Annotated in this window: 23 protein-coding genes and 1 pseudogene; 13 read left to right on the top strand and 11 right to left on the bottom strand. The window is 70.6% G+C overall.

The genetic code is table 11. The features are described 5' to 3' along the window. Window positions 1–7: 7 nt before the first annotated feature. A complete protein-coding gene (locus tag ACQPWZ_RS03345) occupies window positions 8–580 on the bottom strand; it encodes an antibiotic biosynthesis monooxygenase (RefSeq protein WP_356706524.1) in 573 nt (190 codons plus the stop codon). Between the two features lie 73 nt (window positions 581–653). Between ACQPWZ_RS03345 and ACQPWZ_RS03340 the strand changes: the two genes are divergently transcribed. Genes ACQPWZ_RS03340 through ACQPWZ_RS03330 form a run of 3 tightly spaced genes read left to right on the top strand, consistent with a single transcriptional unit; the run spans window position 654 to window position 4452 of the window. Continuing rightward, window positions 654–1178, top strand: coding sequence for a (2Fe-2S)-binding protein (locus ACQPWZ_RS03340; RefSeq protein WP_340471614.1), 525 nt, complete (start codon window positions 654–656; stop codon window positions 1176–1178). A gap of 11 nt (window positions 1179–1189) precedes the next feature. Continuing rightward, on the top strand, window positions 1190–2218 hold the full coding sequence (locus ACQPWZ_RS03335) for an FAD binding domain-containing protein (RefSeq protein ID WP_356706522.1): 1029 nt from the start codon (window positions 1190–1192) through the stop codon (window positions 2216–2218). After that, window positions 2215–4452 carry a xanthine dehydrogenase family protein molybdopterin-binding subunit gene (locus tag ACQPWZ_RS03330; RefSeq protein WP_433570566.1) on the top strand — a complete coding sequence of 746 codons (2238 nt, stop codon included), beginning with the start codon at window positions 2215–2217 and terminating at the stop codon, window positions 4450–4452. Before ACQPWZ_RS03335 ends, ACQPWZ_RS03330 begins: the two co-directional genes overlap by 4 nt. Before the next feature lie 22 nt (window positions 4453–4474). Here the strand turns inward: ACQPWZ_RS03330 and ACQPWZ_RS03325 are convergent, their stop codons facing one another. After that, complete coding sequence (locus ACQPWZ_RS03325) at window positions 4475–4615, bottom strand: hypothetical protein (protein ID WP_340471611.1); 141 nt, start codon at window positions 4613–4615, stop codon at window positions 4475–4477. Between ACQPWZ_RS03325 and ACQPWZ_RS03320 the strand changes: the two genes are divergently transcribed. Next, window positions 4614–6368: a SpoIIE family protein phosphatase gene (locus ACQPWZ_RS03320; RefSeq protein ID WP_433570565.1), complete on the top strand. Its 1755-nt coding sequence runs from the start codon at window positions 4614–4616 to the stop codon at window positions 6366–6368. The two genes, ACQPWZ_RS03325 and ACQPWZ_RS03320, sit on opposite strands and share 2 nt — an antisense overlap. A gap of 139 nt (window positions 6369–6507) precedes the next feature. On the opposite strand, the gene ACQPWZ_RS03315 is transcribed toward ACQPWZ_RS03320, so the two are convergent. Continuing rightward, window positions 6508–8607 carry an FG-GAP-like repeat-containing protein gene (locus ACQPWZ_RS03315; protein ID WP_433570564.1) on the bottom strand — a complete coding sequence of 700 codons (2100 nt, stop codon included), beginning with the start codon at window positions 8605–8607 and terminating at the stop codon, window positions 6508–6510. Window positions 8608–9157: 550 nt separating this feature from the next. On the opposite strand from ACQPWZ_RS03315, the gene ACQPWZ_RS03310 reads away from it, so the two are divergent. From ACQPWZ_RS03310 to ACQPWZ_RS03300, 3 genes are all read left to right on the top strand, one after another. Then, window positions 9158–10207: a fatty acid desaturase family protein gene (locus tag ACQPWZ_RS03310; protein ID WP_433570563.1), complete on the top strand. Its 1050-nt coding sequence runs from the start codon at window positions 9158–9160 to the stop codon at window positions 10205–10207. A 374-nt stretch (window positions 10208–10581) separates the two neighbouring features. Continuing rightward, a complete protein-coding gene (locus ACQPWZ_RS03305; protein WP_433570562.1) occupies window positions 10582–11340 on the top strand; it encodes a histone protein in 759 nt (252 codons plus the stop codon). Window positions 11341–11346: 6 nt separating this feature from the next. Further along, window positions 11347–12330 carry an SRPBCC family protein gene (locus tag ACQPWZ_RS03300; RefSeq protein ID WP_433570561.1) on the top strand — a complete coding sequence of 328 codons (984 nt, stop codon included), beginning with the start codon at window positions 11347–11349 and terminating at the stop codon, window positions 12328–12330. A 38-nt stretch (window positions 12331–12368) separates the two neighbouring features. On the opposite strand, the gene ACQPWZ_RS03295 is transcribed toward ACQPWZ_RS03300, so the two are convergent. The 5 genes from ACQPWZ_RS03295 to ACQPWZ_RS03275 form a co-directional block, all read right to left on the bottom strand. Continuing rightward, complete coding sequence (locus ACQPWZ_RS03295; RefSeq protein ID WP_433570560.1) at window positions 12369–12854, bottom strand: Asp23/Gls24 family envelope stress response protein; 486 nt, start codon at window positions 12852–12854, stop codon at window positions 12369–12371. A 95-nt stretch (window positions 12855–12949) separates the two neighbouring features. Then, window positions 12950–13276, bottom strand: a complete 327-nt coding sequence (locus ACQPWZ_RS03290; RefSeq protein WP_433570559.1) for a hypothetical protein — start codon at window positions 13274–13276, stop codon at window positions 12950–12952. Further along, complete coding sequence (locus ACQPWZ_RS03285) at window positions 13273–13692, bottom strand: Asp23/Gls24 family envelope stress response protein (RefSeq protein ID WP_433570558.1); 420 nt, start codon at window positions 13690–13692, stop codon at window positions 13273–13275. The genes ACQPWZ_RS03290 and ACQPWZ_RS03285 overlap by 4 nt, the downstream gene beginning before the upstream one ends. A gap of 32 nt (window positions 13693–13724) precedes the next feature. Continuing rightward, complete coding sequence (locus ACQPWZ_RS03280; RefSeq protein ID WP_433570557.1) at window positions 13725–14312, bottom strand: hypothetical protein; 588 nt, start codon at window positions 14310–14312, stop codon at window positions 13725–13727. Continuing rightward, complete coding sequence (locus tag ACQPWZ_RS03275) at window positions 14303–14887, bottom strand: RNA polymerase sigma factor (protein ID WP_356706537.1); 585 nt, start codon at window positions 14885–14887, stop codon at window positions 14303–14305. Before ACQPWZ_RS03275 ends, ACQPWZ_RS03280 begins: the two co-directional genes overlap by 10 nt. A 395-nt stretch (window positions 14888–15282) precedes the next feature. Here ACQPWZ_RS03275 and ACQPWZ_RS03270 point away from each other — a divergent pair. Together ACQPWZ_RS03270 and ACQPWZ_RS03265 are read left to right on the top strand one after the other, a co-directional pair. Beyond that, window positions 15283–15477, top strand: a pseudogene (locus ACQPWZ_RS03270) (hypothetical protein); the annotation flags it as partial. A 376-nt stretch (window positions 15478–15853) separates the two neighbouring features. After that, window positions 15854–17647: a protein kinase domain-containing protein gene (locus tag ACQPWZ_RS03265; RefSeq protein ID WP_433570556.1), complete on the top strand. Its 1794-nt coding sequence runs from the start codon at window positions 15854–15856 to the stop codon at window positions 17645–17647. Window positions 17648–17760: 113 nt separating this feature from the next. Here the strand turns inward: ACQPWZ_RS03265 and ACQPWZ_RS03260 are convergent, their stop codons facing one another. Both ACQPWZ_RS03260 and ACQPWZ_RS03255 read right to left on the bottom strand, forming a co-directional pair. Then, the gene (locus ACQPWZ_RS03260) at window positions 17761–17955 is read right to left on the bottom strand and encodes a DUF6381 family protein (RefSeq protein WP_340471600.1); all 195 of its coding nucleotides are present in this window, start codon (window positions 17953–17955) and stop codon (window positions 17761–17763) included. A 153-nt stretch (window positions 17956–18108) separates the two neighbouring features. Further along, window positions 18109–19686 (bottom strand): amidohydrolase, encoded by a 1578-nt coding sequence (locus ACQPWZ_RS03255; protein WP_433570555.1) that lies wholly within the window; start codon window positions 19684–19686, stop codon window positions 18109–18111. Between the two features lie 81 nt (window positions 19687–19767). Between ACQPWZ_RS03255 and ACQPWZ_RS03250 the strand changes: the two genes are divergently transcribed. The 4 genes from ACQPWZ_RS03250 (at window position 19768) to ACQPWZ_RS03235 (ending at window position 25245) form a co-directional block, all read left to right on the top strand. Beyond that, on the top strand, window positions 19768–20388 hold the full coding sequence (locus tag ACQPWZ_RS03250) for a hypothetical protein (RefSeq protein WP_356706508.1): 621 nt from the start codon (window positions 19768–19770) through the stop codon (window positions 20386–20388). A 149-nt stretch (window positions 20389–20537) separates the two neighbouring features. Beyond that, complete coding sequence (locus ACQPWZ_RS03245) at window positions 20538–22232, top strand: ABC transporter ATP-binding protein (RefSeq protein ID WP_433570554.1); 1695 nt, start codon at window positions 20538–20540, stop codon at window positions 22230–22232. Continuing rightward, window positions 22229–24121, top strand: coding sequence for an ABC transporter ATP-binding protein (locus tag ACQPWZ_RS03240; protein ID WP_433570553.1), 1893 nt, complete (start codon window positions 22229–22231; stop codon window positions 24119–24121). The genes ACQPWZ_RS03245 and ACQPWZ_RS03240 overlap by 4 nt, the downstream gene beginning before the upstream one ends. Window positions 24122–24180: 59 nt before the next feature. Next, window positions 24181–25245: an iron-siderophore ABC transporter substrate-binding protein gene (locus ACQPWZ_RS03235; protein WP_433570552.1), complete on the top strand. Its 1065-nt coding sequence runs from the start codon at window positions 24181–24183 to the stop codon at window positions 25243–25245. A gap of 114 nt (window positions 25246–25359) precedes the next feature. Here the strand turns inward: ACQPWZ_RS03235 and ACQPWZ_RS03230 are convergent, their stop codons facing one another. Beyond that, window positions 25360–25569 (bottom strand): MbtH family protein, encoded by a 210-nt coding sequence (locus tag ACQPWZ_RS03230; RefSeq protein WP_313948023.1) that lies wholly within the window; start codon window positions 25567–25569, stop codon window positions 25360–25362. Between the last annotated feature and the right edge of the window lie 21 nt (window positions 25570–25590).

The raw sequence follows: 25590 nt of genomic DNA, 5'->3' as shown, positions 1-25590 counted from the left end.
GCTCCCGTCACTCCAGCGGGTAGTCCGGATACAGCCACCGCCGCAGTGCCCGGCTCATGAACGGCATGACCGCGTACGTCAGGAGCGGGGCCAGGATCACCGGGAAGACGAGGGTGCGGGCCAGGAGCGGCCAGGCGTGGAAGTACTCGGCGAACACCCCGTCGTACAGCAGCGCGAAGGGATAGACCGCGACGATCGTGACGAGCGACATCTTCCAGCGCGCCGGTGGCCGGGCCGGGCCGTTGGGGACGTTGAACCACGTCTCCAGCCCCGTGGTGGTCAGCTTCGGATGGGCCGAGCGGCCGAAGGGTTTGACGCGGTCCTGCCAGGAGGCCCGCTGGGGTGAGGTCATCCAGCGGTCCAGGCTCTCGGTGTCCGCGAACCGGACGACCGCGTGGTAGCGGTGGCTGTCGCCCTCGGGTCGCAGCCAGGTCACTCCGCGGTGGCCGGTGAACGAGGCTGCCTCCGCCTCGATCTCGTGGGCCCACTCCTCGAATTGCTCTTCCCTGCCGGGCACCACCTCCCAGGTGTAGACGACCGTCACCGCTTCTCGGGCTGCTTCTCGCACACTCTGGCTCATACCGCAAATCTTACGGTTGCGCAGGGTTTGTATGTGTATGAGCATGGAGGGGTGCTTTCTCTGGAGGTGCGCTATGTCCGCACGCGGCCCGGCCCTCACAGAACGAGGGGCAGCACTCGAGGAACGAGGTCCCGGTCCGGTCCGGGTCACCTTGTCGATCAACGGCACCGAGCACACTCTCGACATCGAGCCCCGCGTCAGTCTGTTGGACGCCCTTCGTGAGCGTCTCGACCTGACGGGCGCCAAGAAGGGTTGCGACCAGGGCACTTGTGGCGCATGCACGCTGTGGGTCGACGGAAAACGGGTGCTCGCCTGCCTCACCCTCGCCATGACCTGCGAGGGCCGTGAGGTGACCACCGTCGAGGGCCTGGCCGAAGAGGGCGAACTGCACGACATGCAGCAGGCCTTCATCGCCGAGGACGCGTTCCAGTGCGGCTTCTGCACCCCCGGCCAGATCATGTCCGCCGTGGCGCTGATGCAGGAGGGCCACGCCGGGGACGACGCCGAGATCAAGGAATGGATGAGCGGCAACATCTGCCGCTGCGCCGCCTATCCCCATATCCGGGCTGCGATCCGCTCCGTCCGCGACCAACCGTAGGGAGGCCCGACGTGCGGCCGATCACCTACCTCCGCGCGACCGACACGGCGACCGCCGTCGCCGCTGTGAGCAGCGATCCCACCAGCGACTTCCTCGCCGGCGGCACCACCGAGGTCGATCTGCTCCGCCAGAACGTGCTGAACCCCCGCCGGCTCGTGGACATCAACGAGCTTCCGCTGACCGGCATCGAGGGCACTGAGGAAGGCGGCCTGCGGATCGGCTCGCTGGCCCGGATGAGTGAGGTCGCCGCCGCTCCCGTCGTCCGTGAGCGCTTCCCGCTGATCGCCCAGGCCCTGGAGCTCGGTGCGTCCGCGCAGCTGCGCAACATGGCGTCCATGGGAGGCAACCTCCTCCAGCGCGTGCGGTGTTCGTACTTCCGCGACGCGCACTCCGCCTGCAACAAGCGCGAGCCCGGCACCGGCTGCTCGGCCATCGACGGCTTCAGCCGCGGTCACGCGGTGCTCGGCACCAGCGAGCACTGCATCGCCACCCACCCCTCGGACGTGGCCGTGGCCCTCATGGCGCTGGACACACGTGTGCACACGATGGGTCCGAGCGGCGAACGGGCTTATCCCATCAACGACTTCTTCCTCCTCCCCGGGGACTCGCCACACCGCGAGCACCCCCTGGAGCACGGTGAGCTGATCACGGAGATCGAGGTGGCCCCGACACCCCTCGCCCGGCGCTCCCTCTATCTGAAGGTCCGGGACCGCGAGTCGTACGAGTTCGCGCTCGTCTCGGTCGCGGCCGCGATGTCCGTCGCCGACGGCAGGATCGTGGACGTGCGGATGGCGCTGGGCGGTGTGGCCACCAAGCCCTGGCGGGCCGAGCGGGCCGAGGACTTCCTGATCGGCGCGACCATCATGCGGGACAACTTCGCCATGGCCGCCCGCGTGGAGATGGCCGCCGCCCGGCCGACGCCCATGAACGCCTTCAAGGTCGAACTCGCGCAGCGCGCGATCGTCCGCGCACTCGACATGCTCAGCAACGGAACGGGAACCGCGTCCGCGTCCGGAAGCGAGAGCGGGAGCCCGTCATGACCACGACCACCCCCTCTGCCATCGGACAGCCGCTCGACCGTGTGGACGGTCGCCCCAAAGTCACCGGAGGCGCCCGCTACTCCGCCGAGATCCCCATGCCGGACATGGCGTACGCGTACGTGGTCGGCTCCCGTGTCGCCGCGGGACGGGTCACGGGCATCGACGCCAGTGCCGCACAGGCCGAGGAGGGCGTACTCGCCGTCCTCACCCACCAGAACCTCCCGAAGATCGCCGAACAGCCGCCGCTCGTGCCCTCGCTCGGCGGCACGGCGGCACCCGCGCAGACCTTCTTCCCGATGCAGGACGACACCGTCCACTACGCGGGCCAGCAGATCGCGATCGTCATCGCCGACACGTGGGAACGCGCCCAGCACGCCGCGCAGCTGTTGAGCGTCTCCTACGAGGAGACCACCCCGGTCACCACCCTCGACCAGGGCCGGGACCAGGCGTACGAGCCCGAGAGGATCTTCGGCGGCTGGGTACCGGGCCGCCTCGAGCGCGGTGACGCGGAAGCCGGGCTGGCCGATGCCGACATTCGGGTGGAGGGCACGTTCACGTACGCCGCGAACAATCACAACCCCATCGAACCCTCCTGCACCACGGCCGAGTGGGAGGGCGACGAGCTGCTTCTGTACGACGCCACCCAGGGGGTCAATGCCACGCAGATGACCGTCTCCCGGCTGCTCGGCATCCCGATGTCGAAGATCCGCGTCATCGGCCACTACGTCGGCGGCAGTTTCGGCGCCAAGGCGATGATCCATGCCCACTCGGCGCTCGCCGCCATGGCGGCCCGCGAGGTCGGCAGGCCCGTCAAGCTCGCCCTGACCCGCGAGCAGATGTTCACCTCGGTGGGGCACCGTGAGGAGCAGGAGCAGCAGTTGGCGATCGGTGCGACGAGCGAGGGCCGGCTGACCGCGATCCGGCACCACAAACTGTCCCCGACCTCCCACTTCGACGACTGGGCAGAACCCTCGATCGGCATCTCCTCGCAGATCTACGCCTGCCCGAACTACGAGGGCGTCTACCGGTTGTTCCGGGCCAACACCATGACCCCCACGTTCATGCGGGCACCGGGTGAGGCGACCGGCATGTTCGCGCTCGAATGCTCGATGGACGAGCTCGCCCATGAACTCGGCCTCGACCCCATCGAACTGCGGCTGCGCAACCACTCCGACGTCGACGCGATGTCGGGGCTTCCCTGGTCCAGCAGTGGTCTGCGGGAGTGCTATGAGCGCGGAGCACAGCGCTTCGGCTGGCAGGGGCGCGATCCGCGGCCCGGCACACGCCGTGAGGGCAACTGGCTGATCGGTACGGGCATGGCCACCGCGGCGTACCCGGTGCCCCCGCTCCCCAATGCCCAGCGTGCCCGCGCGCGTCTGTACGCCGACGGGACCGCGGTCGTCCAGGCCGCAACCCCCGACTTCGGCACCGGCGTCGCCACGGTGATGGCCCAGGTCGCCGCGGACGGTCTCGGCATGCGTGTGGACCGCTGCCGTTTCGAGGACGGTGACACCGATCTGCCCAATATCAACGCGGCAGTCGGCTCCGCGGGCGCCGGCATGATCAGCGCGGCCGTGCACAGCGCGGCCACGGCCCTGCGCCAGCAGCTCATCCAACGGGCCGTCGGCGACTCCGGTTCGCCGCTGCATGGAACGGACCCGGTCGACGTGGTCGTGCAGGACGGCGTCATGACGGCCGGCACGTCATCCGACCCGTACACCGATCTGATGCAGCGCAACTTCCTGTCGGATGCCGAGGCTTCGGGCCAGTGGAGCCCGCCGCCCCCCGACGTCCCCTACGGAATGATGACCTTCGGCGCCCAGTTCGCCGAGGTCGCAGTGGACGCCGAACTCGGCCTGGTCCGGGTGCGGCGTATGACGGGTGCCTTCGCACCCGGCCGGGTGCTCAATGACAAGACGGCCCGCAGTCAGCTGATGGGCGGCATGCTGTGGGGTCTCGGGCAGGCGCTCCTGGAAGCCAACTACATGTCGCCGGACACCGGCCGCTGGGTCAACTCGAACCTCGGTGAGTACCTCGTGCCCGTCAACGCGGACGCGCCGGACGTCGACATCGAGCTGATCGAGATCGAGGACGGCATCGTCAACCCCCTGGGCGTGAAGGGAGTCGGCGAGATCGGCCAGGTCGGCGCGGCGGCTGCGATCGCCAACGCCGTTCACCACGCCACCGGACGCCGGATCCGCAAGCTGCCGATCACCATCGAGGACATGCTCTGAGCCTCGTGTGAGCAAGCAGTGATCAGCTCACGGCCGTCGCTTCGGGGGAGTTGGCCAGGCGGTCGAGCCATTCGGCCATGGGCGCCTGCTCACTGGCAGTCAGGACGTCAGGAGGGGTGGCGCTCAGCGTTTCGCGGCACGTCCGAAGGATCAGAACGGCCATGGAAACACCGGACCCCACGCTCGGAACGACCACCCTGACCGCCCTGCTGGAGAGCACGGAGGATGTCGCAGGAGCGGCACTGGCGGCCCTCCTGACCCGCTCCGCGGCCGGGTTCGCCCTCTGGGACACCGACCTGCGGTGCATCTGGGTGAACGACACCCTGGGCCAGTACGACGGAATCGCCCGGGAGTCCCGGTTGGGGCGCGGGCCCGGGGAGGCGCTGCCCGGCGACGCCGAAGAGCTCGCGACGGCGATGCGGCAGGTGCTGGCCACCGGCGCCGGTCTGACCGGCCGCGAGTACCGGGTACCTGCCGCGGCGGGCACGGTGCGCGACAGCGCCTACTCCGCCTCCTTCGTCCGTCTGGACGACGCCGACGGCCGGCCCCTGGGCGTGTGCCTGGTGGTCCTGGCCGTCCGCGACAGGCGGTGGGCCGGGGACCGCCTGGCCGTCGTGAGCGAGGCCGGTGCCCGCATCGGCACCACTCTGGACGTCATGCGTACGGCACAGGAGCTGGCCGACTTCACCGTTCCTCTCGTCGCCGACTACGTCACCGTCGACCTGACCGAGGCAGTGCAGCTGGGCGAGGAGCCGCTGGAACGGCTGGAGCCGTCCCAGGGGCGCATCCCCACCTTCCGGCGCGCGGGCAGGGCGTCCATCCACACCGGCGCCCCGGAGTCCCTGTGGACCCAGGGCGAGGTGGTCTACGTCCCCGAGGCGTCGCCGTTCATGCAGGTGCTGTCGACGGGAGGTCCGGTGCTGGAGCCGACCCTCGACACCTCAGCGGACTCCTGGCTGGCCAACGACCCGGCGCGGGCGGAGAAGATCCGCGCGTTCGGCATGCACTCCCTGATGGTCCTCCCGATCCGTGCGCGCGGCGTTCTGCTGGGTGTGGCCGTGTTCGTCCGGACGGACAACCCGATGCCCTTCGACGAAAGCGATCACCAGCTCGCCGCGGAGCTGGTGTCCCGGGCCGCGCTGAGTCTGGACAACGCCCGCCGCTACACCCGCGAGCGGGCCACCGCCCTCGCCCTCCAGCGCAGTCTGCTGCCGAGCTCCGTGAGCGGCGGAACCGCCATGGAGGTGGCGGCCCGCTATCTGCCGGCGGACGCGGCGGACGGCGTCCGCGGAGTCGGCGGCGACTGGTTCGACGTCATCGGGCTGCCCGGCGGCCGGGTGGCACTGGTCGTCGGCGACGTCGTCGGCCATGGCATCGACGCCGCCGCCACCATGGGCCGGCTGCGCACGGCGATCCGCACACTCGCCGACCTGGATCTGCCCCCGGGTGAACTGCTGACCAGGGTGGACCGGACGTTCATCGGACTCGTCGAGGACGAACCGGACTCCGACATGCCGCTGCCCTCCATGGGCGCCACCTGTGTGTACGCGGTCTACGACCCCGCCACACGACGCTGCACGGTGGCGCTGGCTGGGCATCCGCCGCCCGCCGTCGTCGACCCCGGGGGAAGCGTCGCCTTTGCCGATCTGCCGACCGGAACACCCCTCGGTCTGGGGATGCTGCCCTATGAGGCCGCAGAGCTGGACCTGCCTGCGGGAAGCCTCATCGCCCTCTACAGCGACGGACTGGTGGAGGACCGCCGCCAGGACATCGACGTCGGCATGGAACGGGTGCGCAACGCTCTCACCCGGACCGGCCTGTCCGTGGACGATCTCTGCTCGGTGGTGATCGACACACTCCCGACCGAGACCTCGTCCGACGACGTCACCCTGCTGCTGGCCCGCGCCCTGCCGTGATCCCGTCGTGGAGCGTCTGTGTGCGCTGCGCGCAGCGGCGCGGCCGGTCGGCAGGGGCGCGTCCGACGGAGCGCCCGCCCCGGCCGAGGCCGGAGCGGGCGCTGTGACATCGTGAGCCGCCTGGGCCCGCAGTGCCCTCTCAGTACAGCCGGGCGTACGCGCCCCAGCCCGTACCGATCGTCACCGTCGACCCGAAGCCGCCCGCGGCGTTGCCCTTGTTCCGCAGCAGACTGCCGTCCCCGTGCCGTGACACCAGGTCCGGGTAACCGTCCCGGGTCACGTCACCGACCACCATCATCTCCCGGCGTCCCGCGCCCCAGTCCTGGAGCAGCAGCTTGCGGGGCAGGAACTTCCCTTCCCCGAGGCCGTCGTAGCGCCAGACCTCGCCGCCGCTGTCCCGGGCCACCAGGTCCCCGATACCGTCACCGGTCAGATCGGCCGCGCCCATGATGGTGTAGCCGTTCCAGCCGGGTCCGATCAGGATCGGCCTGCCGTATCCCGTCACTCCCGCATTCCCCGGATACAGATAGAGACGTCCGGTGGATGCCTGACGGGCAATCAGATCCGGTGTGCGGAACGGGTCGTTGTCGGCAGCCGGCACGATCGCGTCGAATCCTCCCCAGCCCGCGCCGACCAGGGTCCGCGGAGTGTCGGGGGTGACCCGGGCCCCGCAGCCCGGGGCATACCGCCAGAGGTTGCCGTCCGGGGTACGGGCCACCACATCACCGCACCCGTCATTGGTCAGGTCACCCGCGGACACGAAGCGGGTGGTCGTGTCCCAGCCGGTGGAGGTCCATGAGCCGCTGTCGCGGGAGAGATGGTGGACGGCCAGCTTGCCGGCGGTCGTCATGGAGAACATCTCGCCGTACCCGTCGGCGTCGGTGTCCCGGAACGCACTGCGTCCGCCCGCCTCCCGGGTGTGTTCCAGCCCGCGACTCGTCAGCTCGTGCGTCCCCGTTCCGTCGCCCGAGTCGACGCCGAGCGTCCAGGTGTACGCCCCGCTGGGCACCGGTTGGTTGTCGGAGTCCTTTCCGTCCCAGCCGGCCTGCACCGAGGAGCCCTCCCTGTCCCGCCCACGGATCTCCCTCACCACGTTGCCGTACGGATCCTTGATGGTGACGGTCCAGGACGCCGCCGGACGGCTGAGCCGCCAGTCGCCCCGCCAGGGCCCGAACCCGGCTTCGGGGGCCAGGTCGGTCACCGTGACCGGCTGGCGCGGCACGGTCACCGGCCTGATGCGGATCCGTCCCTCGGTGTCGGTGAACGCCACATGGCCGCCGAACCGGTCGACGTCCCATGCTCCGGACGGTACGTCGGAGGCCAACGTCCGCTCCACGTACGGGAATCCACCGCCCTGGTGGAAGTCGACCAGCTCCAGCCGGCGCTCCGACGGCTCGTACCAGACCAGATAGCCGTCGCCCATCCGGACACCGTCCTGCGAAGGCACCGCGACGTTCTTCCGGGTCCCGAAGTCCCACACCCCGGCCTTGTCGACTCCCGGGCAACGCCAGTACAGCCACCGCCCCACCACCTGGAGCTCCTCGGCGGTGCAGCCCGTCCCGAGAGCGATGTCCCCGGACTTCGCGCCGGTCTTCAGGTCGTAGGACTGGACGGCGCCGGGCTGTTCGCCCCGGGTCCACACCTTGGTGGCCCACACGGACGCCGGACGGCCGTCGGCGATGTGCTGTGCGCCGGAATCGCCGTCGAGGTCTCCCACCCGGGTGTCGAAGCCGTCGAAGACGGCGACGTAACGGCCGGCCGCCGAGGTCAACCGGTCCTGCCGCCATTCGTTTTGGAGTGAGACCTGCTGCGGCGGGCGTGTGCCGCCGACGGAATGGTGGCTGCCCCACGGCTCCTGATAGCCGATCCGGCCGTCGCCGAGCCCCCACAGTCTCGAGTCGAGCTCCGAGCAGAAGGTGCCGGGGTCGTCCCGGCACGGATAGTCGTTCCAGAAGTTGTCGACGGCGAGGCGCCGGGGCCCGGCGGTGGGCGTACCGGTGACGGCGAGGTCGTACTCGTACAGGCTGCGCTTGGTCGCGTTGTCCGCGCGGCCGGTCACATGGAGCCGCCCACCGGCGAGAGCCAGTGCCTCGGGAGGGACGACGCGGCCGTCACGGACGCCCAGGGTGATGACGACATCCTCTGCCGTCCCGGAGGCGGCCGTCCCGGAGGCGGCCGTCCCGGCGGTGCCCGGCCCGGCGACCGCCGGGCCGGCCGACACCAGGGGGGTGCCCACCACGAGTGCGCAGGCAATGACAAAAGCGGTACGGGTTCTGTGTCCGGAGCTCTTCATCCCGATCCCCCATCGAGCGGTTCCGTCGTGTTGGTGCGTACGACACCGGGGACCGCTGATGGGTTGTACGCGACCCGGATCCGCATTGCCGTGCGGACTGAGGGCCGGGCCCGGCCGCCTGCCGACCGTGCAGACCGGCAGCCTTCGGCAGTGGAGCCCCGGTCCTCGGCCCGTGGTGAGATGCGGGGTCGCGTTCCGGGCACGTGTGGTGGCTACCGTTCGTTGGAAGGGGCAAGACGGTCGCTGCGACCCGTGTGCCCTGGGAAGGGCTGTGCTGTCCGGGGCGTGCGCGGCGGCCGATCCGCGCGCTCGGTGAGCGCGTCGAGACCCTCTGAACAGTCGGCCTGATCTGTGCCCGTGGACGGCGCCCTCCGACAGGGCCCTTTCCCCGGCAGTGACGGCCGACTTCGTACGGGGCGATTGGATCAAGGTCACTCCTGACCACTGCGGACGTCAGTGCCGGCCGCATCCGACACCCGTGAGGGAGCTCGTTTTCATGGATTCGCAGACCGTTCACCCTGCCCCGCCCGATATCCGACAGGGGACGGGGAGTGATTTCGCCCAGCTGTCCCGGAAGATCGCCGACGCAGGTCTGATGGGCCGCCGCCCGGGCTACTACGCGGCCCGGATCGCCTCGGTGGCCGCGCTGTACGTCGGCGGCTGGGTCGCGTTCGTTCTCGTCGGCGACAGCTGGTGGACGCTCGCGGTGGCGGCGTTCCTGGCCGTCGTCTTCGGTCAGGTCGCACTCCTCGCGCACGACGTGGCACACCGGCAGGTCTTCCGGCTCCGCAAAGCCAGCGAACGAACCGGCCGCATCGCCGGCAACGCCGGTATCGGCATGGGTTACGGGTGGTGGCAGGACAAGCACACACGCCACCACGCCAACCCCAATCACGAGGAGCTGGACCCCGACCTCATCCCCGACGTCCTGGTCTGGTCGAGGAACCAGGCGCACGCCTCAACGGGGCTGCCCCGTCTGCTCGGCCGGTACCAGGCGTTCCTGTTCTTCCCCCTCCTGACGCTTGAGGGCTTCAATCTGCACCTGTCCGGTGTGAGGTCGCTGGCAGACCGCTCGCTCAAGAACCGCGTGGCGGAAGGAAGCATGCTGTTCGCGCATTTCGCCGTCTACCTGGGTGCCCTGCTGCTGGTGCTGCCGCCCGGCATGGCCCTTGCTTTCCTCGCGGTTCACCAGTGCCTGTTCGGGGTCTATCTGGGCTCGATCTTCGCCCCCAACCACAAGGGCATGCCGATCCTGACCGGTGACGACCGCCCCGACTTCCTGCGGCGCCAGGTGCTCACCTCACGCAATGTCCGCGGCGGTTGGTTCACCGACGTCGCACTCGGCGGACTGAACTACCAGATCGAGCACCACCTGTTCCCGAGCATGCCCAGCCCGCATCTGCGCAAGGCGCAGGTCATCGTCCGCCGCCACTGCCAGGAGCTGGGAGTGGACTACCTGGAGACCAGCCTGATCACGTCCTACCGGCAGGCTCTCGCCAGCCTCCACCACGCCGGAGCCCCCATCCGGCAGCCTGTCCCCGCATAGTTCGGGGCACGGAGTCCGGTGGGCTCGCGGTCCTCGTCCCGCGCGGGCGACAGGGCCCTCCGCCGGTGGCAGTGAGTGACGGCGCCGGAATTGTGTGTCACCGGCGGCGGGGGCGTGGGAGTTCCTCCGGATGCGGCTGTCTCATTTGGGTACAGACTGGACAACGTGGGGCTGACAAGAAAGTCGGCGGCCCCGGTGCGATGTGCCTGCTGCGCGTGACAGTCGCCCGGGTCGCCTGATGCGAGGGTCACCGAGTTGCCTTCCCGCGCTGCCCCCTTCGAGAGACGGCAGTTGACGCGCCCGGGCGGCGAAGTCCCCCGCATTCCGGCGGCAATCCGCACCGTGCGAAAGCGCCGATGGAAGGTGATGGATTCATGGACAACCAGACCAAGGTGGCTCTGGCGGCGGCTGTTGCGGGCGGATACGTGCTGGGCCGGACGAAGAAGGGCAAGCTCGCGCTGACGGTGGCCACGTATCTGGCGGGCAGACGGTTCGGGCTGGAGCCTCGCCAACTGGCGGCTGAGGCCGTGAGTCGTCTGGGTCAGCTCCCGCAGGTCGCCGAGCTTCAGGAGCAGTTCAAGGGCGATGTCCTGGAGGCGGGGCGGAAGGCGGTTGCGGCCGTCGCCGATCGCGGTATGAGTTCCCTCGCCGACACTCTCCAGAGCCGCACGAGCGCACTCGGTGACAAGGTGCGGCTGCCGGAGGAGGACGAGGAGCCCGAGGACGAGGAGCCCGAGGACGAGGAGCCGGAGGACGAGGAGTGGGACGAGGACGAGGAACCGGAGGACGAGGAACCGGAGGACGAGGAACCGGAGGACGAGCTCGACGAGGAGCCTGACGAGGACGAAGAGCCTGACAAGGACGAGGAGCCCGATCGGCAGCCGTCTCGCCGTGCGAAGAAGTCGGCCCCGGCCAAGAAGTCGGCCCCGGCCAAGAAGTCGGCCCCGACCAAGAAGGCGGCGGCCAAGAAGTCGGCCCCGGCGAAGAAGTCGGCCCCGACCAAGAAGGCCCCCGCCAAGAAGACGGCGGCCAAAAAGACAGCGGCCAAGAAAGCCGCACCGGCCAAGAAAGCCGCGGCGAAGAAGTCCGCCCCGGCCAAGAAGGCATCCTCGCGTTCCGGGCGTCGGAGGTAGGCAGTCATGACGGGAAAGGCAGACGCGCGGTCGGGGACGGAGCAGTCGGGCATGGACCGGCTGCGTGAGGAATTGTCGGGGTACGCCAATGCGCAGATGGGGCGGCTTGCCGACAAGGCGGGGGACAAGCTCAAGGACGTCACAGGGCAGCTGACCGACGTGGCGGACAATCCCGGGTCGTTGCCTGCCATCGGCTCGAAAATCCTCGGGGGTGATTCTCCCCTCAAGGCCATCGTGTCCGGGAAGGCGAAGGGCGTCATGGATAAGGTCAAGGGAGCGTTCGGTGGCGGCAAGGGCAAAGGCAAGTCGAGCGGCAAGTCCATGAACATCATCGAAGTGCTCGATGTCGGAGTGCCCCTGCGCACGGCCTACGACTTCTGGACCCAGTACGACCAGTTCAGCAGCTTCATGAAGGGCGTCCAGAGCGTTTCGGCGGGTGATGAGGTGGAGAGCGACTGGAAGGTCAAGATCGCTCTGTCCAACCGCAGCTTCAAGTCGAAGGTCCAGGAGCAGATACCTGACGACCGCATCGCGTGGACATCCGAGGGCGCCAAGGGGAGCACCAAGGGTGTGGTCAGCTTCCATGAGCTGGCGCCCGCGCTGACGCGGATCGTCCTGGTCGTGGAGTACTACCCGTCGGGCTTCTTCGAGAAGACAGGCAATCTGTGGCGAGCCCAAGGGCGCCGTATCCGCCTGGACTTCAAGCACTTCCAGCGGTATGTGTCCCTCACTGACGAGGAGCCCGAGGGCTGGCGCGGGGAGATCCGCGACGGCGAAGTGGTCGTGTCCCATGAGGACGCCATTGCGGAGGAAGAAGACGCCGAAGACGCCGAAGACGCCGAGGCGGAAGACGAGTACGACGAGGACGCCGAGGACGCCGAATACGACGAGGACAGCGAGGACGCCGACGAGGACAGCGAGGACGCCGACGCGGAGTACGACGACGAAGCAGAGGAATGGGAGGACGAGGAGGACGCCGACGGTCGGTAGAAACCCGATCCGCCGGCGCCCGTTCGGAGCTCTCCGCTCTACTCGACGCGGTCGGTGCGGCCTTGATCGCCGTCGTCCTTGTCATCGCCGGGTATGTGGACGTCGTTGACGTTGATGTTGACCTCGACGACCTCCAGCCCGGTCATCTGCTCGACCGCGTCCACGACGTTGTTGCGGACCGCGCGGGACAGGTCGGGTATGGACGCGCCGTACTCGATGAGGATCTGGAGGTCCACGGCCGCCTGCTTCTGGCCGACCTCGACGGATACACCCTGTCCGGCACTGGCCGAGGCTCCGGGGATCCGCCCCTTCATCGCGCCGTACGCCCGTGACGCGCCGCCGCCCAGTGCGTACACGCCGGGTACCTCGCGGGTGGCGATTCCGGCGATCTTCTGGACCACGACGTCGGCGATGGTGGTACTGCCCTGCCCCTCTTCGGAGTTCTGGCCTCGCGATACCGCCGTGGGACCGGTGCCCTTGTCGGTGTCACCGGCGGCGAACGTGGAGTGATCGGCAATCTTCATGACGCCCTCCTCGGGCTCCGGACGTACGAGGCGGTGTCGCGCTCGTCGTACCGGTAGGACCCCTGGCAGGGCAGAACGTCACGATATTCGCGGACTCATCCTCGCTGTTCCTGATCCGCAGTGGTGAGGGCGGCGGCGTCGATGTCGGTGACGATCAGGCGTATTCGGGCGTCCTTCCACCTGGTCCCCTCCAGCACTGCGTGCAGGGCCGCCTCGGCCCTGCTGAGGACCTCGGGAAGAGGGAGGACGAGGGTGACAAGGCGGATCTCGACGACATCATCGCGGACGGCAACCGCCGACGCGTCGAGGTTCCACGGCACGCGTGAGCCGAAGGGGGTGGTGGAGGACGTCGCCGGGCGCAGGCCCGGAATCCCGGCAACGACGGCCAGGAGGGAACGTGTCAGGTCCGTACGAGGTGTCACCTCGTACCGGCCCCGTACGGCTCGATGTCGGTGATCGAGACCCCGACGGAGCGTGGGGTCAGGCCGGTGGCATCGCCGACCGCACGTGTGACCTCACGCTGAACTGCCCGCGCCACGGCCGCTGCCTGGTCCTGCCCCGAGGTGACGAGGTCGACGCAGACGCGCAGCACCGGTGGTTCAGCCGACCGGTCCACCCTCACGTGTACGCCCTCGGTCGGCGCGGGTGTCAGGCCGTTGATCTTCTGCCGGGCCGAGCGTGCCACCTGAGTGGCGAGGCCGGTGAGGCCGGGTTCGAGCCGCACCACACCGGCGACACCGCCCGCGGCATGAGCGGCGACCGCGGCGATCACCGGATCGGCCACCACCCACTGGGTGCGCGGCGCTCCGGTCCTGTCGTGGGGGAGGGGTGTTCCCATCGCGAGCACCTGTCCTTGTGCGTCGGCCGGTCTCAGAGACCGGGAGCCTCGTCCCGGTGGTGTTGTGCGTCGTAGAGGTCCTCCACCGTCAGGTCCACGTGCACGAGGGACACTCCGACGCGTGCCGCGGCGGCGGCCCGCACGCGCTCACGTACGTCGTCGACCGCCTCGGAGTGGAAGCCGCGATAGGCGACAGCGATGGTCAGTTGGACCCGTACGGCGCCATCCGTCCCGGTGGCGGTGATCCGGCAGTGCCGGGCGTGGACACCGTCGACGGAATCGGCGGCGGACCGCAGCACGGCGGCTACCGCCTGTTCGCTGACCCGGACCTCGCCGGGCTCCGTACTGGGCAGAACCAGCATGTGGTGGCGGACTCTCTCCGCCCGGACCGCGGACATGATCCGGGCGGTGAACCCGGCCGGCGGCTGGATCTCCTCCGCGGCGAGCTCGCCCGTCACCTCCCGCAGCACCGCCAGGCTCTCCCGGGCGGCAGCGCAGTACGCGCAACCGGGGTCGTGGCCGTCCGGCTCGTCGCCGCCCCTCGGCGAGGGCCGCTCCCACACCGTCTCGATGTCGCGGCCGCACGGGAGCGCGGAGCCCTGCGCGTCGTTCATTTCCATGGAGCCATCACCTCCGCCAGGTGGGCGCGGGCGCGTGCGATGCGTCCGCGTACCGCAGTCGGGGTCGTGCCCGTCGCTCTCGCGATCTCGTCGTAGGAGCGCCCGTGCACCTCCCGCAACAGCCAGCAGGCGCGCTGTTCAGCTGTCAGTTGCTGGAGGGCGCCGGAGAGCGCGACCAGTTGTTCACCGACCTGTGCCGACCGTTCCGGGGATCCGGCGGCGTCGCCGGATGCGCGAGCGTCCAGGTCCGTATCCGCCGTGGGCCTGCGCGCCCGGATGACATTTAGGCACCGGTTGGTCGTCATCCGGTAGAGCCAGCCCACGAACGCGGCACTCTCCCGCAGCCGGCCCAGTCGGCGCCAGGCGGTCAGGAAGACCTCCTGCACGACATCCTCGGCGTCGCCACGGCCGGCGAGCATGCGCAGCGCCAAGCGGTACATCGGGCCCTGATAGCGAAGCACCAGTACCTCGAAGGCCCTCACATCGCCGTCACGGGCGCGTACGACCAGGGTGGCATCGTCCAGATCCGCCTCGTGCGCGCCGAGTACGAGGGGCTGGGAGCCGGTGTCGGCCATCGATGTCACCTGCAACACCTTCCTGCGCCATCGCCCCCGCTTGCCGGGCACTGGAGAAGACACGACGACGGCGCTTTCGTCACGGCACATCACGTCGCGCCGCGCGTCCGCCTGCGTGCCGGTGCCGTCGTGCCGGCCGGTGACGATGTCCCTTCCACGGTAGGACCGCCCGGCCCGCCGAGCCACCGCCACAGGTGGACGGCCGACGGCCCGCTGTGCCGCGGTGGGGGAAAACCCCCAGCTCAAGACGGAGGTTTGCCACGGTCCGGTGACCGATCCGGGCTCCTGGCGTGGAGGACATGACATCCACATGCAGCAGGGGTCCGGCATGATCGAAGTGCGCTCCCTCACCAAGCGGTACGGCACGACGGTCGCTGTCGACGGTTTCAGCTTCGATGTGCGGCCGGGCGCCGTTACCGGATTCCTCCAACGTCCTCGCCGGTGTGGCGCTGGGGCAGTTGATCATCCTCGAGGCCGTCACCCCACTGGCGGGCGCGGGCAGCCGCCCGCAGGAACTGGGCTCCCTGACGAACCGCGAACGGGCCGGGCTCTCCCTGATGATGGCCGAGGGCAGATCCACCGCCGGTATCGCCCGGGCGCTCGTGGTCTCGGCCGGAACCGTGGAGAAGCATGTGGCGAGCATTTTTCGGGAAGTTGGGCCTGCCGCCTTCGGAGGACGACAACCGGCGGGTACCGGCGGTGCTGCGCTTTCCGTGTACGTGAGGGGCGGCCCGACCCGGAACGGTCACCTGAGGGCGACAGGGCCGGCGGCGGGCCACCCGAAAAGGCGCCCCTGGACGCACGTCGGCCCCGGTCACGGCCTGCGCGCGTCGCGCCGGTCACGGCCTGCGCGCGTCCCGCCGGCCATGCGCCACGCGTACGACGGGCGCCCGACAGCGAGGGACACCGCTTTCCCTTGGGTAGGGTGCCGTGCGACATCGGTGTTTTGTGTAGGGGGAATGCGTGATGAGTGGTCAGCAGCACGACCGGGGGAAGGCAGAGGTCTTTCAGCCGCTCGCGGGAGACGACCCGGCGACCATCGCCGGATACCGGCTGACCGCGAAGCTCGGTGCCGGAGGCATGGGCAAGGTCTACCTCTCGTACACGCCCGGCGGACGGCCGGTGGCCATCAAGGTGATCCGCCCGGAGTTCGGCGAGGACCCGGAGTTCCGCCGCCGTTTCGCGCAGGAGGTGAAGTCCGCGCAGCGCGTGCAGGGCCTGTTCACCGCTCCTGTGATCGACGCGGACACCGACGGTCCGCAGCCCTGGCTGGCGACGGCGTACGTCCCGGGTCCCTCGCTCGCCGACGCGGTCGCCCGGCACGGCGCGCTCCCGGTCGAGGCGGTGCTGCTGCTCGTCGCGGGCATCGCCGAGGCCCTGCACGTCATCCACGGCGCCGGCATCGTGCACCGCGACCTCAAGCCGTCCAACGTGCTGCTCGCGGCCGACGGACCGCGCGTCATCGACTTCGGCATCGCCTACGCGGCCGACGCGACGTCGCTGACCGGCAGCGGCGTCACGATCGGCACACCGTCGTTCATGGCCCCCGAACAGGCCGCGGGGCAGCGGGTCACGGCGGCGACCGACATCTTCGCGCTCGGTCAGGTCGCGGCGTATGCCGCGGCCGGTACCCCGGCCTTCGGCGAGGGCACGTCGCACGGCGTGCTGTACCGGATCGTCCACGAGGAGCCGGATCTCGGCGGAGTGCCGGACCGGTTGAGGGAACTCGTCACGCGCTGCCTGGCGAAGGACCCCGCGGCCAGGCCGTCGATCGCCGACATCATCGGACTCTGCCAGTCGGCGAACGCGGAGACGGTACTGCGGCGGCCCGAGGACTGGCTGCCCGCGGCCGTCAGCGCCGACATCACCGGACGTGCGGCGGCCCCGGCCCCGGCCCAGACACCGCCGCCGCCCTCCACCACCCCCTCGGCGGCGTACTCGCCCACCACCCCGGTGACGCCCGGCACCCCGCCTCCGGGCTACGGCCCGCCCGCCGCGCACGGGCCCTCCCCGCAGTACCCGCCCCCGCAGCACCACCAGCCCACCAACCCCGGCCATGCCCACGCCTACGCCCAGACCCAGGTACCTGCGAATCCGAACCCGCGCCCGTACCCGGCCCCGTACGTCGATCCCCATGCCCGGCGCGCCACCGGCGGTGGCGGCAAACGCGCGGCGCTCATCGCCCTGGCCGTCCTGCTGGTCTTCGGCGTCGGGGGCGGGACGGCGTACCTGGCGATGAAGGACGACGACACGTCGCGGGGGAGCGGTGCGTCCCAGGGCGGTTCCTCCTCGGACACCGGGGAGAGCGGTACCGGCGGCAAGGATGAGTCCGCCCCGAAGCCGGACCCGGCGCCGGCCCCGCCGAAGCCCGTGGACTACCCGGGCATCAACCTCACGGCCGGCTTCCATCTGACGCTCAGTGACGACGACGTCCGGCCGCAGGAGGGCGAGGACGGCGGCTACGAACTCTCCTACGACACCGGCGGTTACCTCGACGCGGAGAGCAACGAGGGCAATCTGGTCCTGCTCGACCCGGGCCAGCAGGGGTCCCTCGAAACGTGCCGCAAGGACACCCGGTTCACCAAGAACGTCTACGTGAACAGGCTGTCGAAGGGCCGTCAGATCTGCATCACGACCGGCACGGGTCACTTGGGCCTGCTGACGGTGCAGGGTTTCTCGGCCGAGGACTCACCGAGCAAGTACCTCACCCTGGACCTGACGGTGTGGCGGAACGCGGCGAGCGGGACCTCGGACGGCTGAGGACGGGCCGGAAGCCGCAGAACGGGGGCCGGCGGGTTTGCCGCGGCCCCCGTTCCGAGCGGGCCTGTTGACCGGCCGTCGTTCCGAGCGGGCCCCCGTTCCGAGCGCGACGGTCAGTGCTTGGGGTGGAAGTCCCCGGGCGGGGCCTCGCCCTGCTGCCGGCTGGTGCGGCGGCGCAGCTCAGTGGCCTTCTCCCGCAGGCGTCGGCGCACATGGGGGTCGGAGGACTGTTCCGCGGCCTGTTCCATCTTCTGCGCCTGCTGCTTCATGTCCTCGGCGGAGCCGTGTGACGGCCTTTCCGGGCTCATGGTCACTCCTTCGTGACGGAGGTGCGTTCCCCCATCAGCGAAACAGTGCCCAGGAGCGGGCGCACGTCGAACGGCTACCCATCGTCACGTGTGGTGGACGCCTGGTGAGTGCGGTGTGCCCGGGTGGCCCTGCCCACCGCTCCGCCGGTGACATCAGGCCGTGGGCTCGTCCGACGACCGGTTCCCCTCCAGCCAGGTCCCGATCACCGCGATGTCGCCGATCTTCGAGACGGGCACCCGCCGCGGATCGTCCTCCAGGACGACGAGGTCGGCGCGCTTGCCGGCGGTGATGCTGCCCGCGCTGTCCTCCCAGTGGCAGGCGTACGCGCCGTCCGAGGTGTAGGCCCGCAGCGCCTCGTCGATTCCGATGCCCTCGTCCGGGCCGACCAGCCGGCCCGACTCGGAGGCCCGCTCCACCATGAACTGGATGGCCCGCAGGGGCGCGCCGTCGGCGACAGGACGGTCCGAACTCCCCACCAGACGGACGCCGTTGTCGAGGAAGCCCCGGCCCCGGTAGAGCCAGGGTGCCCGCTCACGGCCCATGATCGCCGCGTAGTCGTCGCCGAAGTACCGCAGGAAGCTGGGCTGGACGACGGCGGTGGCCCCCACGGCGGCGAACCGGGCCAGCTGGTCCGGGCGGACGAGACCGGCGTGTTCGACGCGGTGCCGGGCCTCCGGGCGGTGGTGCAGTCGCTGCGCCTTCTCCAGGGCGCCCAGGGCGACATCGACCGCGCGGTCCCCGATGGCGTGCACGGCGAGCTGCCAGCCCGCGAGGTGGCCCTGGACGATGGTGTCCTCGAGCTGCTCGGCGGGCATCTGGAGCTGACCCGCCGACTGTGTGCCGTGGTACGGCTCGGTGAGTGCGGCGGTCCGCGCCATCATGCCGCCGTCGGTGAAGACCTTGAGGGCGCCGAGCGACAGGTGCCCGTCCCCGAAGCCGGTGCGCAGGCCGAGGCCGAAGGCGCGCGACGTCATGTCCTCCGGCGCGGCGTCGACGGGCTTCAGGGCGTCCGCGGCCACCATGAGCTGGAGCCGGATCGGCAACCGCCCTGTCTCGTGGGCGAGTTGGTAGGCGGCGGCTTCGACGGGGCTGTGGGCGAACAGCTCGCTGCCGATGCCGGCCTCGGCACACGCGGTGACCCCCTCGCGCCGGCACGTCCACCCGGCGGTCTCGATCGCGTCGACGAGTTCGGTCAGGGAATGCGGCGGCCGCAGCCGCAGGGCCGCGCCCATGGCCTCCTCGGCGAGGAAACCGTCCGTGTGCGGGACGCTCTGCGGGAGCAGGTCCAGGATCGCGGTGTTGACCAGGCACGCGTGTCCGGAGATGTGTCCGAGGTACACCTTGCGCCCCTGGCTCACGGTGTCCAGTTCCGCGGCGCCCAGGGGGCGGTCGAGGGTGCGCTGGTCGTAGCCGCCCAGGTCGACCCAGCTGCCGGGCGGCGCGTCGGCGACCGCCTGCGCGACGACGCCGAGGATGTCGTCGACGCAGCTACTGGGGGCGATGTCCGGTGTCCGCGCCTTCAGTCCTGTCCAGGCGAGGTGCACATGGCTGTCGATGAAGCCCGGCAGCACGGTCGCCCCGTCGAGGTCCACCACCTGCCGGGCGGGGAGTGCGGCCACCTCCTCGTCCAGGCCCACGATGCGTCCCCGCCAGATGCCGATCTCGCGGGCGGCGGGGCGTGCCGGGTCCATCGTGATGACACGTGCGTTGGTCAACCTGGTGCAGAGCACAAGCTGATCCTTTCCTGTGAACGGGTCGTCATCCCACTCCAGAATATGCTTAGGTGAGGCTAACCTAAGAAGGTGTTGCGAGTGGAAGAGCGACGAGTCGACCCCGCGAACCGGCTGGAGTCGTGGGCCGATGGTGTGGTGGCAGACCTCGACGCACAAGAGGACGTCGACAGGGCCCTGCTCCACGCACTGGGTGCGCGACCGAGTCTGCGCGAGGAGACCGCCGCGCGGATGGCCGACGCCGTACGGGCCGCCGCTCTCGGGCTGGGGCCGCCGGGGTGTGCGGTGGCGGCCGGTGTCTCCGAGCGGCTGCTGACCGCCTGGCAGGAGCACGACCCCACCTTCGCGGCCGCGATGGCTGCGGCGGCGACGATGGCCAGGGCGCGCGGACCGGTCCCGGGCGCGACCCTCAACGCGACAGCGCTGCGGGTCCTGTTGACGGCCATGCGCGGCGGCGCCCTGCACGGCCCGGCGGCCGCACTCGTCGGGATGTCCGGGCGCGCGTTCTACCGGCTGCGCAGAGAGCGACCCGAGGTCGGTGCGCTCGTGGCCGCCGCCCGGCGGGCGAGGCCGAAGAAGGCCGACCGGCGCAAGAGGCCCAAGTACGAGCAGCACTACCGGCTGGTGCGGATCGACGACCCCGACGGCGCGGCGCGGGCGGCTCAAGTGCCCCCGGAATCGGCGCACTCGGGGCCGGCTTGAGGCCGGTCGTCCACGCCGTCCCGCCGCCGGATCACGCTCCTGCCTCGATCGTCGACGAGGGGTGGCCCATCAGGTCGTGGTTAGTCTAGCCTTACCTAAGTTCTCGTGCTCGGTCCATGGGCACTGCCAAGCAGGTCCGGAGGAGTGCGGTGGGGGCAACAGACCTGTCGGGGCGGGATGTTCTGCGGAGCTCTGTCACGGGACAGCGCCGCGATGTGACGATCGGCGTGCTGCTCGGCGCGGGGCACCAGGCGGGTGAGGCACTGGTCCCCGTGCTCATCGGTGTCGTGATCGACCAGGGTGTCGCCAAGAGCGACACCGGCGGGCTGCTGCTGGGTATCGCGGCGCTGGCCGTCGTCTACGTGGGACTGTCGTTCAGTTTCCGGTTCGGCGCGCGCGCCGGTGAACGGGCGGCGGAGACCGCGGCCCACCGCCTCAGGACCCGGCTCGTCGGCCGGATCCTGGCACCGGAGGGCGGCGCGGACAGCGGTCGGCTTCCCGGAGAGCTGACGAACATCGCGACCGAGGACGCCAAGCGGGTCGGCGCCGTCAACATGGCCGTGATCGTCGCCGTCGCGGCGCTGACCGGACTCCTCGTCAGCGCGGTGGTCCTGGTGAGCATCTCGGTCCTGCTCGGACTCGTGGTGCTCCTCGGCACACCCCTTCTCCTGTGGCTCGGCCACCTGCTGAGCAAACCGCTGGAGCGCCGGAGCGAGGCCGAACAGGAGCGAGCGGCACAGGCGTCCGGCATCGCCGCGGACCTGGTGGCCGGGCTGCGGGTGCTCAAGGGCATCGGCGCCGAATCCGCCGCCGTCGCGCGCTACCGGCAGACCAGCAGTGAGTCCCTGTCTGCCACGCTCCGGGCCGCACGGGCGCGCGCATGGCAGAACGGCATCGTGCTCGCGCTCACCGGGGTGTTCATCGCCCTCGTCGCCCTCGTCGGCGGACGACTCGCGACACAGGGGGACATCAGCCTCGGCGAACTGGTCTCGGCGGTCGGCCTCGCGCTGTTCCTGCTCGGACCGCTCTCGGAATTCTCCTGGATCAACTCCGAGCTCGCGCAGGGCCGTGCCTCCGCCACGCGCATCGCCGGAGTGCTCGGCGCGGACAGTGCGGTACTCCCCGGTGCCGACCGGCTGCCGCAGCCCGTCCGGGGCGGCGTCCGCCTGCGCGGAGTCTCGTACGGCACACTCCGGGACCTCGATCTCGACATCGCACCCGGCGACATCGTCGGCGTGGTCGCCACCGACCCCGCCGACGCGACCGCGCTGCTGCTCTGCCTGGCCCGGCGCTCCGACCCCGACAGCGGCTCGGTCGAACTGGACGGCGTACCCATGACCACCCTCGATCCCGCGGACGTCCGCACCGCGATCCTCGTCGCGGAACACGACGCGGACCTCTTCGAAGGCACGCTCACCGGCAACGTCCGCGCCGCGGCGCCACCCGAGCACGACATCGGTCCCGCGCTCACCGCGTCGGGCGCCGACGAGGTGGCCGGGACGCTGCCCCAGGGCGGCGACACGATCGTGACGGAACGCGGGCGCTCACTGTCCGGCGGACAGCGCCAGCGCGTCGCGCTCGCACGCGCCCTGGCCGCCGACACACCCGTCCTGGTGGTGCACGACCCGGCCACGGCGGTCGACGCGGTCACCGAGGCCAGGATCGCGGCCGGCCTCAGGGACATCCGCCGCGATCGCACCACCGTCCTGGTGACCACCAGCCCGGCGCTGCTGTCCGTGACCGACCGGGTCGTCCTCATCGAGGACGGCCGGGTGGCGGGCTGCGCCGCCCACGCCGAACTCGTCCGTGACCGCATCTCCTACCGTTCGGCAGTTCTCTCATGACACAACAGCAGGCCGACGGGCAGGCCGCCACGCCCACCGACGCGAACACGGAACCCCAGCAGGCCTCCGCACCCACCGACGCGAACCCGGAGCGACAGACCGTGCAGGAGACCGCCGGCAGCGGCGAGCCCGTCCGGCAGCTGCTGCCGACGGCGACCGCGGCACGGACCCGCGCCGCCGTCGGTGAACTCGTGCGCCCCCACCGGCTCCTCGCGCTGTGCGGCTTCGCCGTCATGGTCGGCGCGACGGCCGTCGGACTGCTGATCCAGCCGCTGCTCGGGCGCGTCGTCGACCTGGCGGCGGACCACCGGCCGCCGGATGCGATCACCACGATCGTGGTGCTGCTCGCCGCCGTCGCCGTCGTCCAGGGACTCACCACCGGCCTCGGCCTCTCGCTGATCTCCCGGCTCGGCGAAACCGTCCTGGCCCGACTGCGCGAGCGGTTCGTCGAACGGGCCCTGGGTCTGCCCCTGGAGCAGGTGGAGAAAGCCGGCTCCGGCGATCTGACCGTACGGGTCACCGCCGACGTGTCCCTGATCGCCGACGCCGTCCGCAACGCCTTGCCGGAGCTGGCCCGTTCACTGCTCGCGATCATCCTGACCCTCGGCGCGCTCGCGGTGCTCGACTGGAGGTTCCTGCTCGCCGCGCTGCTCGCCGTCCCGGTCCAGGTGCACACGGCACGCTGGTACGTCCGAAGGGCCGTACCGCTCTACGCGGAACAGCGCATCGCCACCGGCGCCCAGCAGCAGCAACTGCTCGACACCATCGGCGGCAGCACGACCGTCAAGGCGTTCCGGCTGGAGGAGGAGCACAGCGAACGGGCCGCCGGGCGTTCCTGGTCCGTCGTCCAACTGACCATGCGCGGCGTCCAGCTCGTGCTGGGCTTCTACAGCCGTCTGCACGTCGGCGAGTTCATCGGGCTCGCCGCAGTCCTCGTCACCGGCTTCTGGCTGGTGCGCGACGGATCCGCGTCCCTCGGCACGGCGACCGCCGCCGCGCTGTACTTCCACAGCCTCTTCACCCCCATCAACTCCGCGCTCGTCCTCATCGACGACGCCCTGTCGGCCGCCGCGGGCCTCGCCCGGCTCGTCGGCGTGGCCGATCAGCCGCCCCCCGAGCAGCCCGCGCGGCCCTCGACCCCGCGCGACGCGTCCATCACCGTCACCGGCCTCTGCCATGCGTACGAGACCGGGCATCCCGTGCTGCACGACGTCGACCTGACCCTGCTGCCCGGGGAACGCGTCGCGCTCGTCGGGGCGAGCGGCGCCGGCAAGACCACCCTGGCCAAGATCATCGCGGGAGTGCACCGGCCCTCGGCCGGCACCGTGCAACTCGGCGGCGCCGCACTGCACGAACTCGGCCCGGCCGTCACCCGCCGTACGGTCGCTCTGATCACCCAGGAGACCCACGTCTTCGCCGGGACGCTCACGGACGACCTCCGGCTGGCCAAGCCCGGGGCGAGCGACGGTGAACTGCGCAGCGCACTGGACCGGGTCGACGCGCTGGGCTGGGCCGAAGCCCTTCCCGAAGGGCTCGCCACCGTGGTGGGCGAGGGCGGGCACCGGCTCAGCAGCGCACAGACACAGGCGCTCGCGCTCGCACGGCTGATCCTCGCGGACCCGCCCGTCGCGATCCTCGACGAGGCGACCGCCGAGGCCGGCAGCACCGGAGCCCGCGCACTGGAGAAGGCCGTCGCGCGCGCTGTCGACGGTCGTACGGCACTGATCGTGGCGCACCGCCTCACCCAGGCCGCGACCGCCGACCGCATCGTCGTCATGGACGGCGGACGCATCGTCGAGACCGGCACCCACGAGGAACTCCGCCGTACACAAGGACGCTACGCCGCCCTGTGGGAGGCGTGGTCGGACAGCCGCGATCGCGGCGTCTGAGGAAACACAGCCCCCCACACCCTCACCGCTCCACAGGAACCCGAACCGAAGGACCACCGATGGCCCGCTCCCTCAGAGCTCCACGGCTCGCCGCCGCGCTCGCCTCCGTTCTGCTTCTGCTCGGAACCGCCACCGCCTGCGGGGGCGACTCCGAGTCGGACACGTCCGCATCCACCGGCAAGGACGCGTCGGCCGGCAAGGCCTTCCCCGTGACGATCCCGCACAAGTACGGGAACACCACGATCAAGTCCGAGCCCCAGCGGATCGTCACGGTCGGACTCACCGACCAGGACGCCCTGTTGGCGCTCGGCAAGGTGCCGGTCGGCACCACCGAGTGGCTGGGCGGCTACAAGGGCGCCATCGGTCCCTGGGCCACGGACAAGCTGGCCGGCGGCGCCGCGCCGACGGTGCTGAAGGACACCGGCACCGGCCCGCAGGTCGAGAAGATCGCGGCCCTGAAGCCCGACCTGATCCTCGCCCTGTACGGCGGTCTCACCAAGGAGCAGTACGCGTCCCTGTCGAAGTTCGCCCCGGTCGTCGCGCAGCCGAAGGAGTACAACGACTTCGGCATCCCGTGGCAGGAGCTGACGAAGCGGGTCGGCACCGCGGTCGGCAAGCCCGCCGAGGCCACGAAGGCCGTCGCGGACGTCGAGGCGAAGATCGCCGCGGCCGCCTCGCAGCACCCCGAGTTCAAGGACGCCACCGCAGTGATGGCGACGCCGTACGAGGGCACCTTCGTCTTCGGCAGCCAGGACGCGCGCTCGCGCCTGCTCACCAACCTCGGGCTCAAGCTGCCGACCGGCCTGGACAAGGCGATCGGCGACAAGTTCGGCGCGAACATCAGCAAGGAGCGCATGGACCTGCTCGACCAGCAGGCCGTCGTGTGGATCGTCGGCGATGTCGCCAAGGACACCGCGAAGCTCCACAAGGACGCCTCGTACGGCGACCTGAAGGTGGTGAAGGAGGGCCGTGAGGTCTACATCCCGGAGACCAGCGACTACGGCAACGCGACGTCGTTCGTCTCCGTCCTGAGCCTGCCCTACGTCATGGAGCGGCTGGTCCCGCAGCTGGCGGCCGCGGTCGACGGCAAGCCGGCCACCAAGGTGGAGCAGCCCGCTTCCTGACCGGCCCGACCGGTCCGCATGTGAAGGAGCAGGGCCGCGAGATCACTCGCGGCCCGGCTCCTTCGTCGTCTTCCGGGTGGACCGCCGACCCTGTCGGCGGTCCACCCGGCGCGGTCAGCTGTCCATCGACTGCGCGAGGCTCCTCGGCCGCATGTCCGTCCAGTTGGTCTCGATGTACTCCAGGCACGCCTGCCGCGACGCCGGCCCGTGGGCGACGGTCCAGCCGGCCGGGACGTCCACGAAGTCCGGCCACAGGCTGTGCTGGTTCTCGTCGTTGACCAGCACCGAGTACACGCCCTCGGGGTTCTCGAACGGGTTGCTCATGGTGTCCTTCTCCTCGGTACG

This window comes from Streptomyces sp. CA-251247 (genome assembly GCF_050952975.1).
Lineage (GTDB): Bacteria > Actinomycetota > Actinomycetes > Streptomycetales > Streptomycetaceae > Streptomyces > Streptomyces achmelvichensis.
Note: the sequence above shows the minus strand (reverse complement) of the source record. Positions and strands in the feature narration are given on the sequence as shown.

Excerpts from the sequence above, each read along its gene's own strand:
- ACQPWZ_RS03345 (WP_356706524.1), bottom strand. The coding sequence starts at position 580 with ATGAGCCAGAGTGTGCGAGAAGCAGCCCGAGAAGCGGTGACGGTCGTC.
- ACQPWZ_RS03340 (WP_340471614.1), top strand. The coding sequence starts at position 654 with ATGTCCGCACGCGGCCCGGCCCTCACAGAACGAGGGGCAGCACTCGAG.
- ACQPWZ_RS03330 (WP_433570566.1), top strand. The coding sequence starts at position 2,215 with ATGACCACGACCACCCCCTCTGCCATCGGACAGCCGCTCGACCGTGTG.
- ACQPWZ_RS03320 (WP_433570565.1), top strand. The coding sequence starts at position 4,614 with ATGGAAACACCGGACCCCACGCTCGGAACGACCACCCTGACCGCCCTG.
- ACQPWZ_RS03325 (WP_340471611.1), bottom strand. The coding sequence starts at position 4,615 with ATGGCCGTTCTGATCCTTCGGACGTGCCGCGAAACGCTGAGCGCCACC.
- ACQPWZ_RS03310 (WP_433570563.1), top strand. The coding sequence starts at position 9,158 with ATGGATTCGCAGACCGTTCACCCTGCCCCGCCCGATATCCGACAGGGG.
- ACQPWZ_RS03305 (WP_433570562.1), top strand. The coding sequence starts at position 10,582 with ATGGACAACCAGACCAAGGTGGCTCTGGCGGCGGCTGTTGCGGGCGGA.
- ACQPWZ_RS03300 (WP_433570561.1), top strand. The coding sequence starts at position 11,347 with ATGACGGGAAAGGCAGACGCGCGGTCGGGGACGGAGCAGTCGGGCATG.
- ACQPWZ_RS03295 (WP_433570560.1), bottom strand. The coding sequence starts at position 12,854 with ATGAAGATTGCCGATCACTCCACGTTCGCCGCCGGTGACACCGACAAG.
- ACQPWZ_RS03285 (WP_433570558.1), bottom strand. The coding sequence starts at position 13,692 with ATGGGAACACCCCTCCCCCACGACAGGACCGGAGCGCCGCGCACCCAG.
- ACQPWZ_RS03280 (WP_433570557.1), bottom strand. The coding sequence starts at position 14,312 with ATGGAAATGAACGACGCGCAGGGCTCCGCGCTCCCGTGCGGCCGCGAC.
- ACQPWZ_RS03275 (WP_356706537.1), bottom strand. The coding sequence starts at position 14,887 with ATGGCCGACACCGGCTCCCAGCCCCTCGTACTCGGCGCGCACGAGGCG.
- ACQPWZ_RS03265 (WP_433570556.1), top strand. The coding sequence starts at position 15,854 with ATGAGTGGTCAGCAGCACGACCGGGGGAAGGCAGAGGTCTTTCAGCCG.
- ACQPWZ_RS03260 (WP_340471600.1), bottom strand. The coding sequence starts at position 17,955 with ATGAGCCCGGAAAGGCCGTCACACGGCTCCGCCGAGGACATGAAGCAG.
- ACQPWZ_RS03240 (WP_433570553.1), top strand. The coding sequence starts at position 22,229 with ATGACACAACAGCAGGCCGACGGGCAGGCCGCCACGCCCACCGACGCG.
- ACQPWZ_RS03235 (WP_433570552.1), top strand. The coding sequence starts at position 24,181 with ATGGCCCGCTCCCTCAGAGCTCCACGGCTCGCCGCCGCGCTCGCCTCC.
- ACQPWZ_RS03230 (WP_313948023.1), bottom strand. The coding sequence starts at position 25,569 with ATGAGCAACCCGTTCGAGAACCCCGAGGGCGTGTACTCGGTGCTGGTC.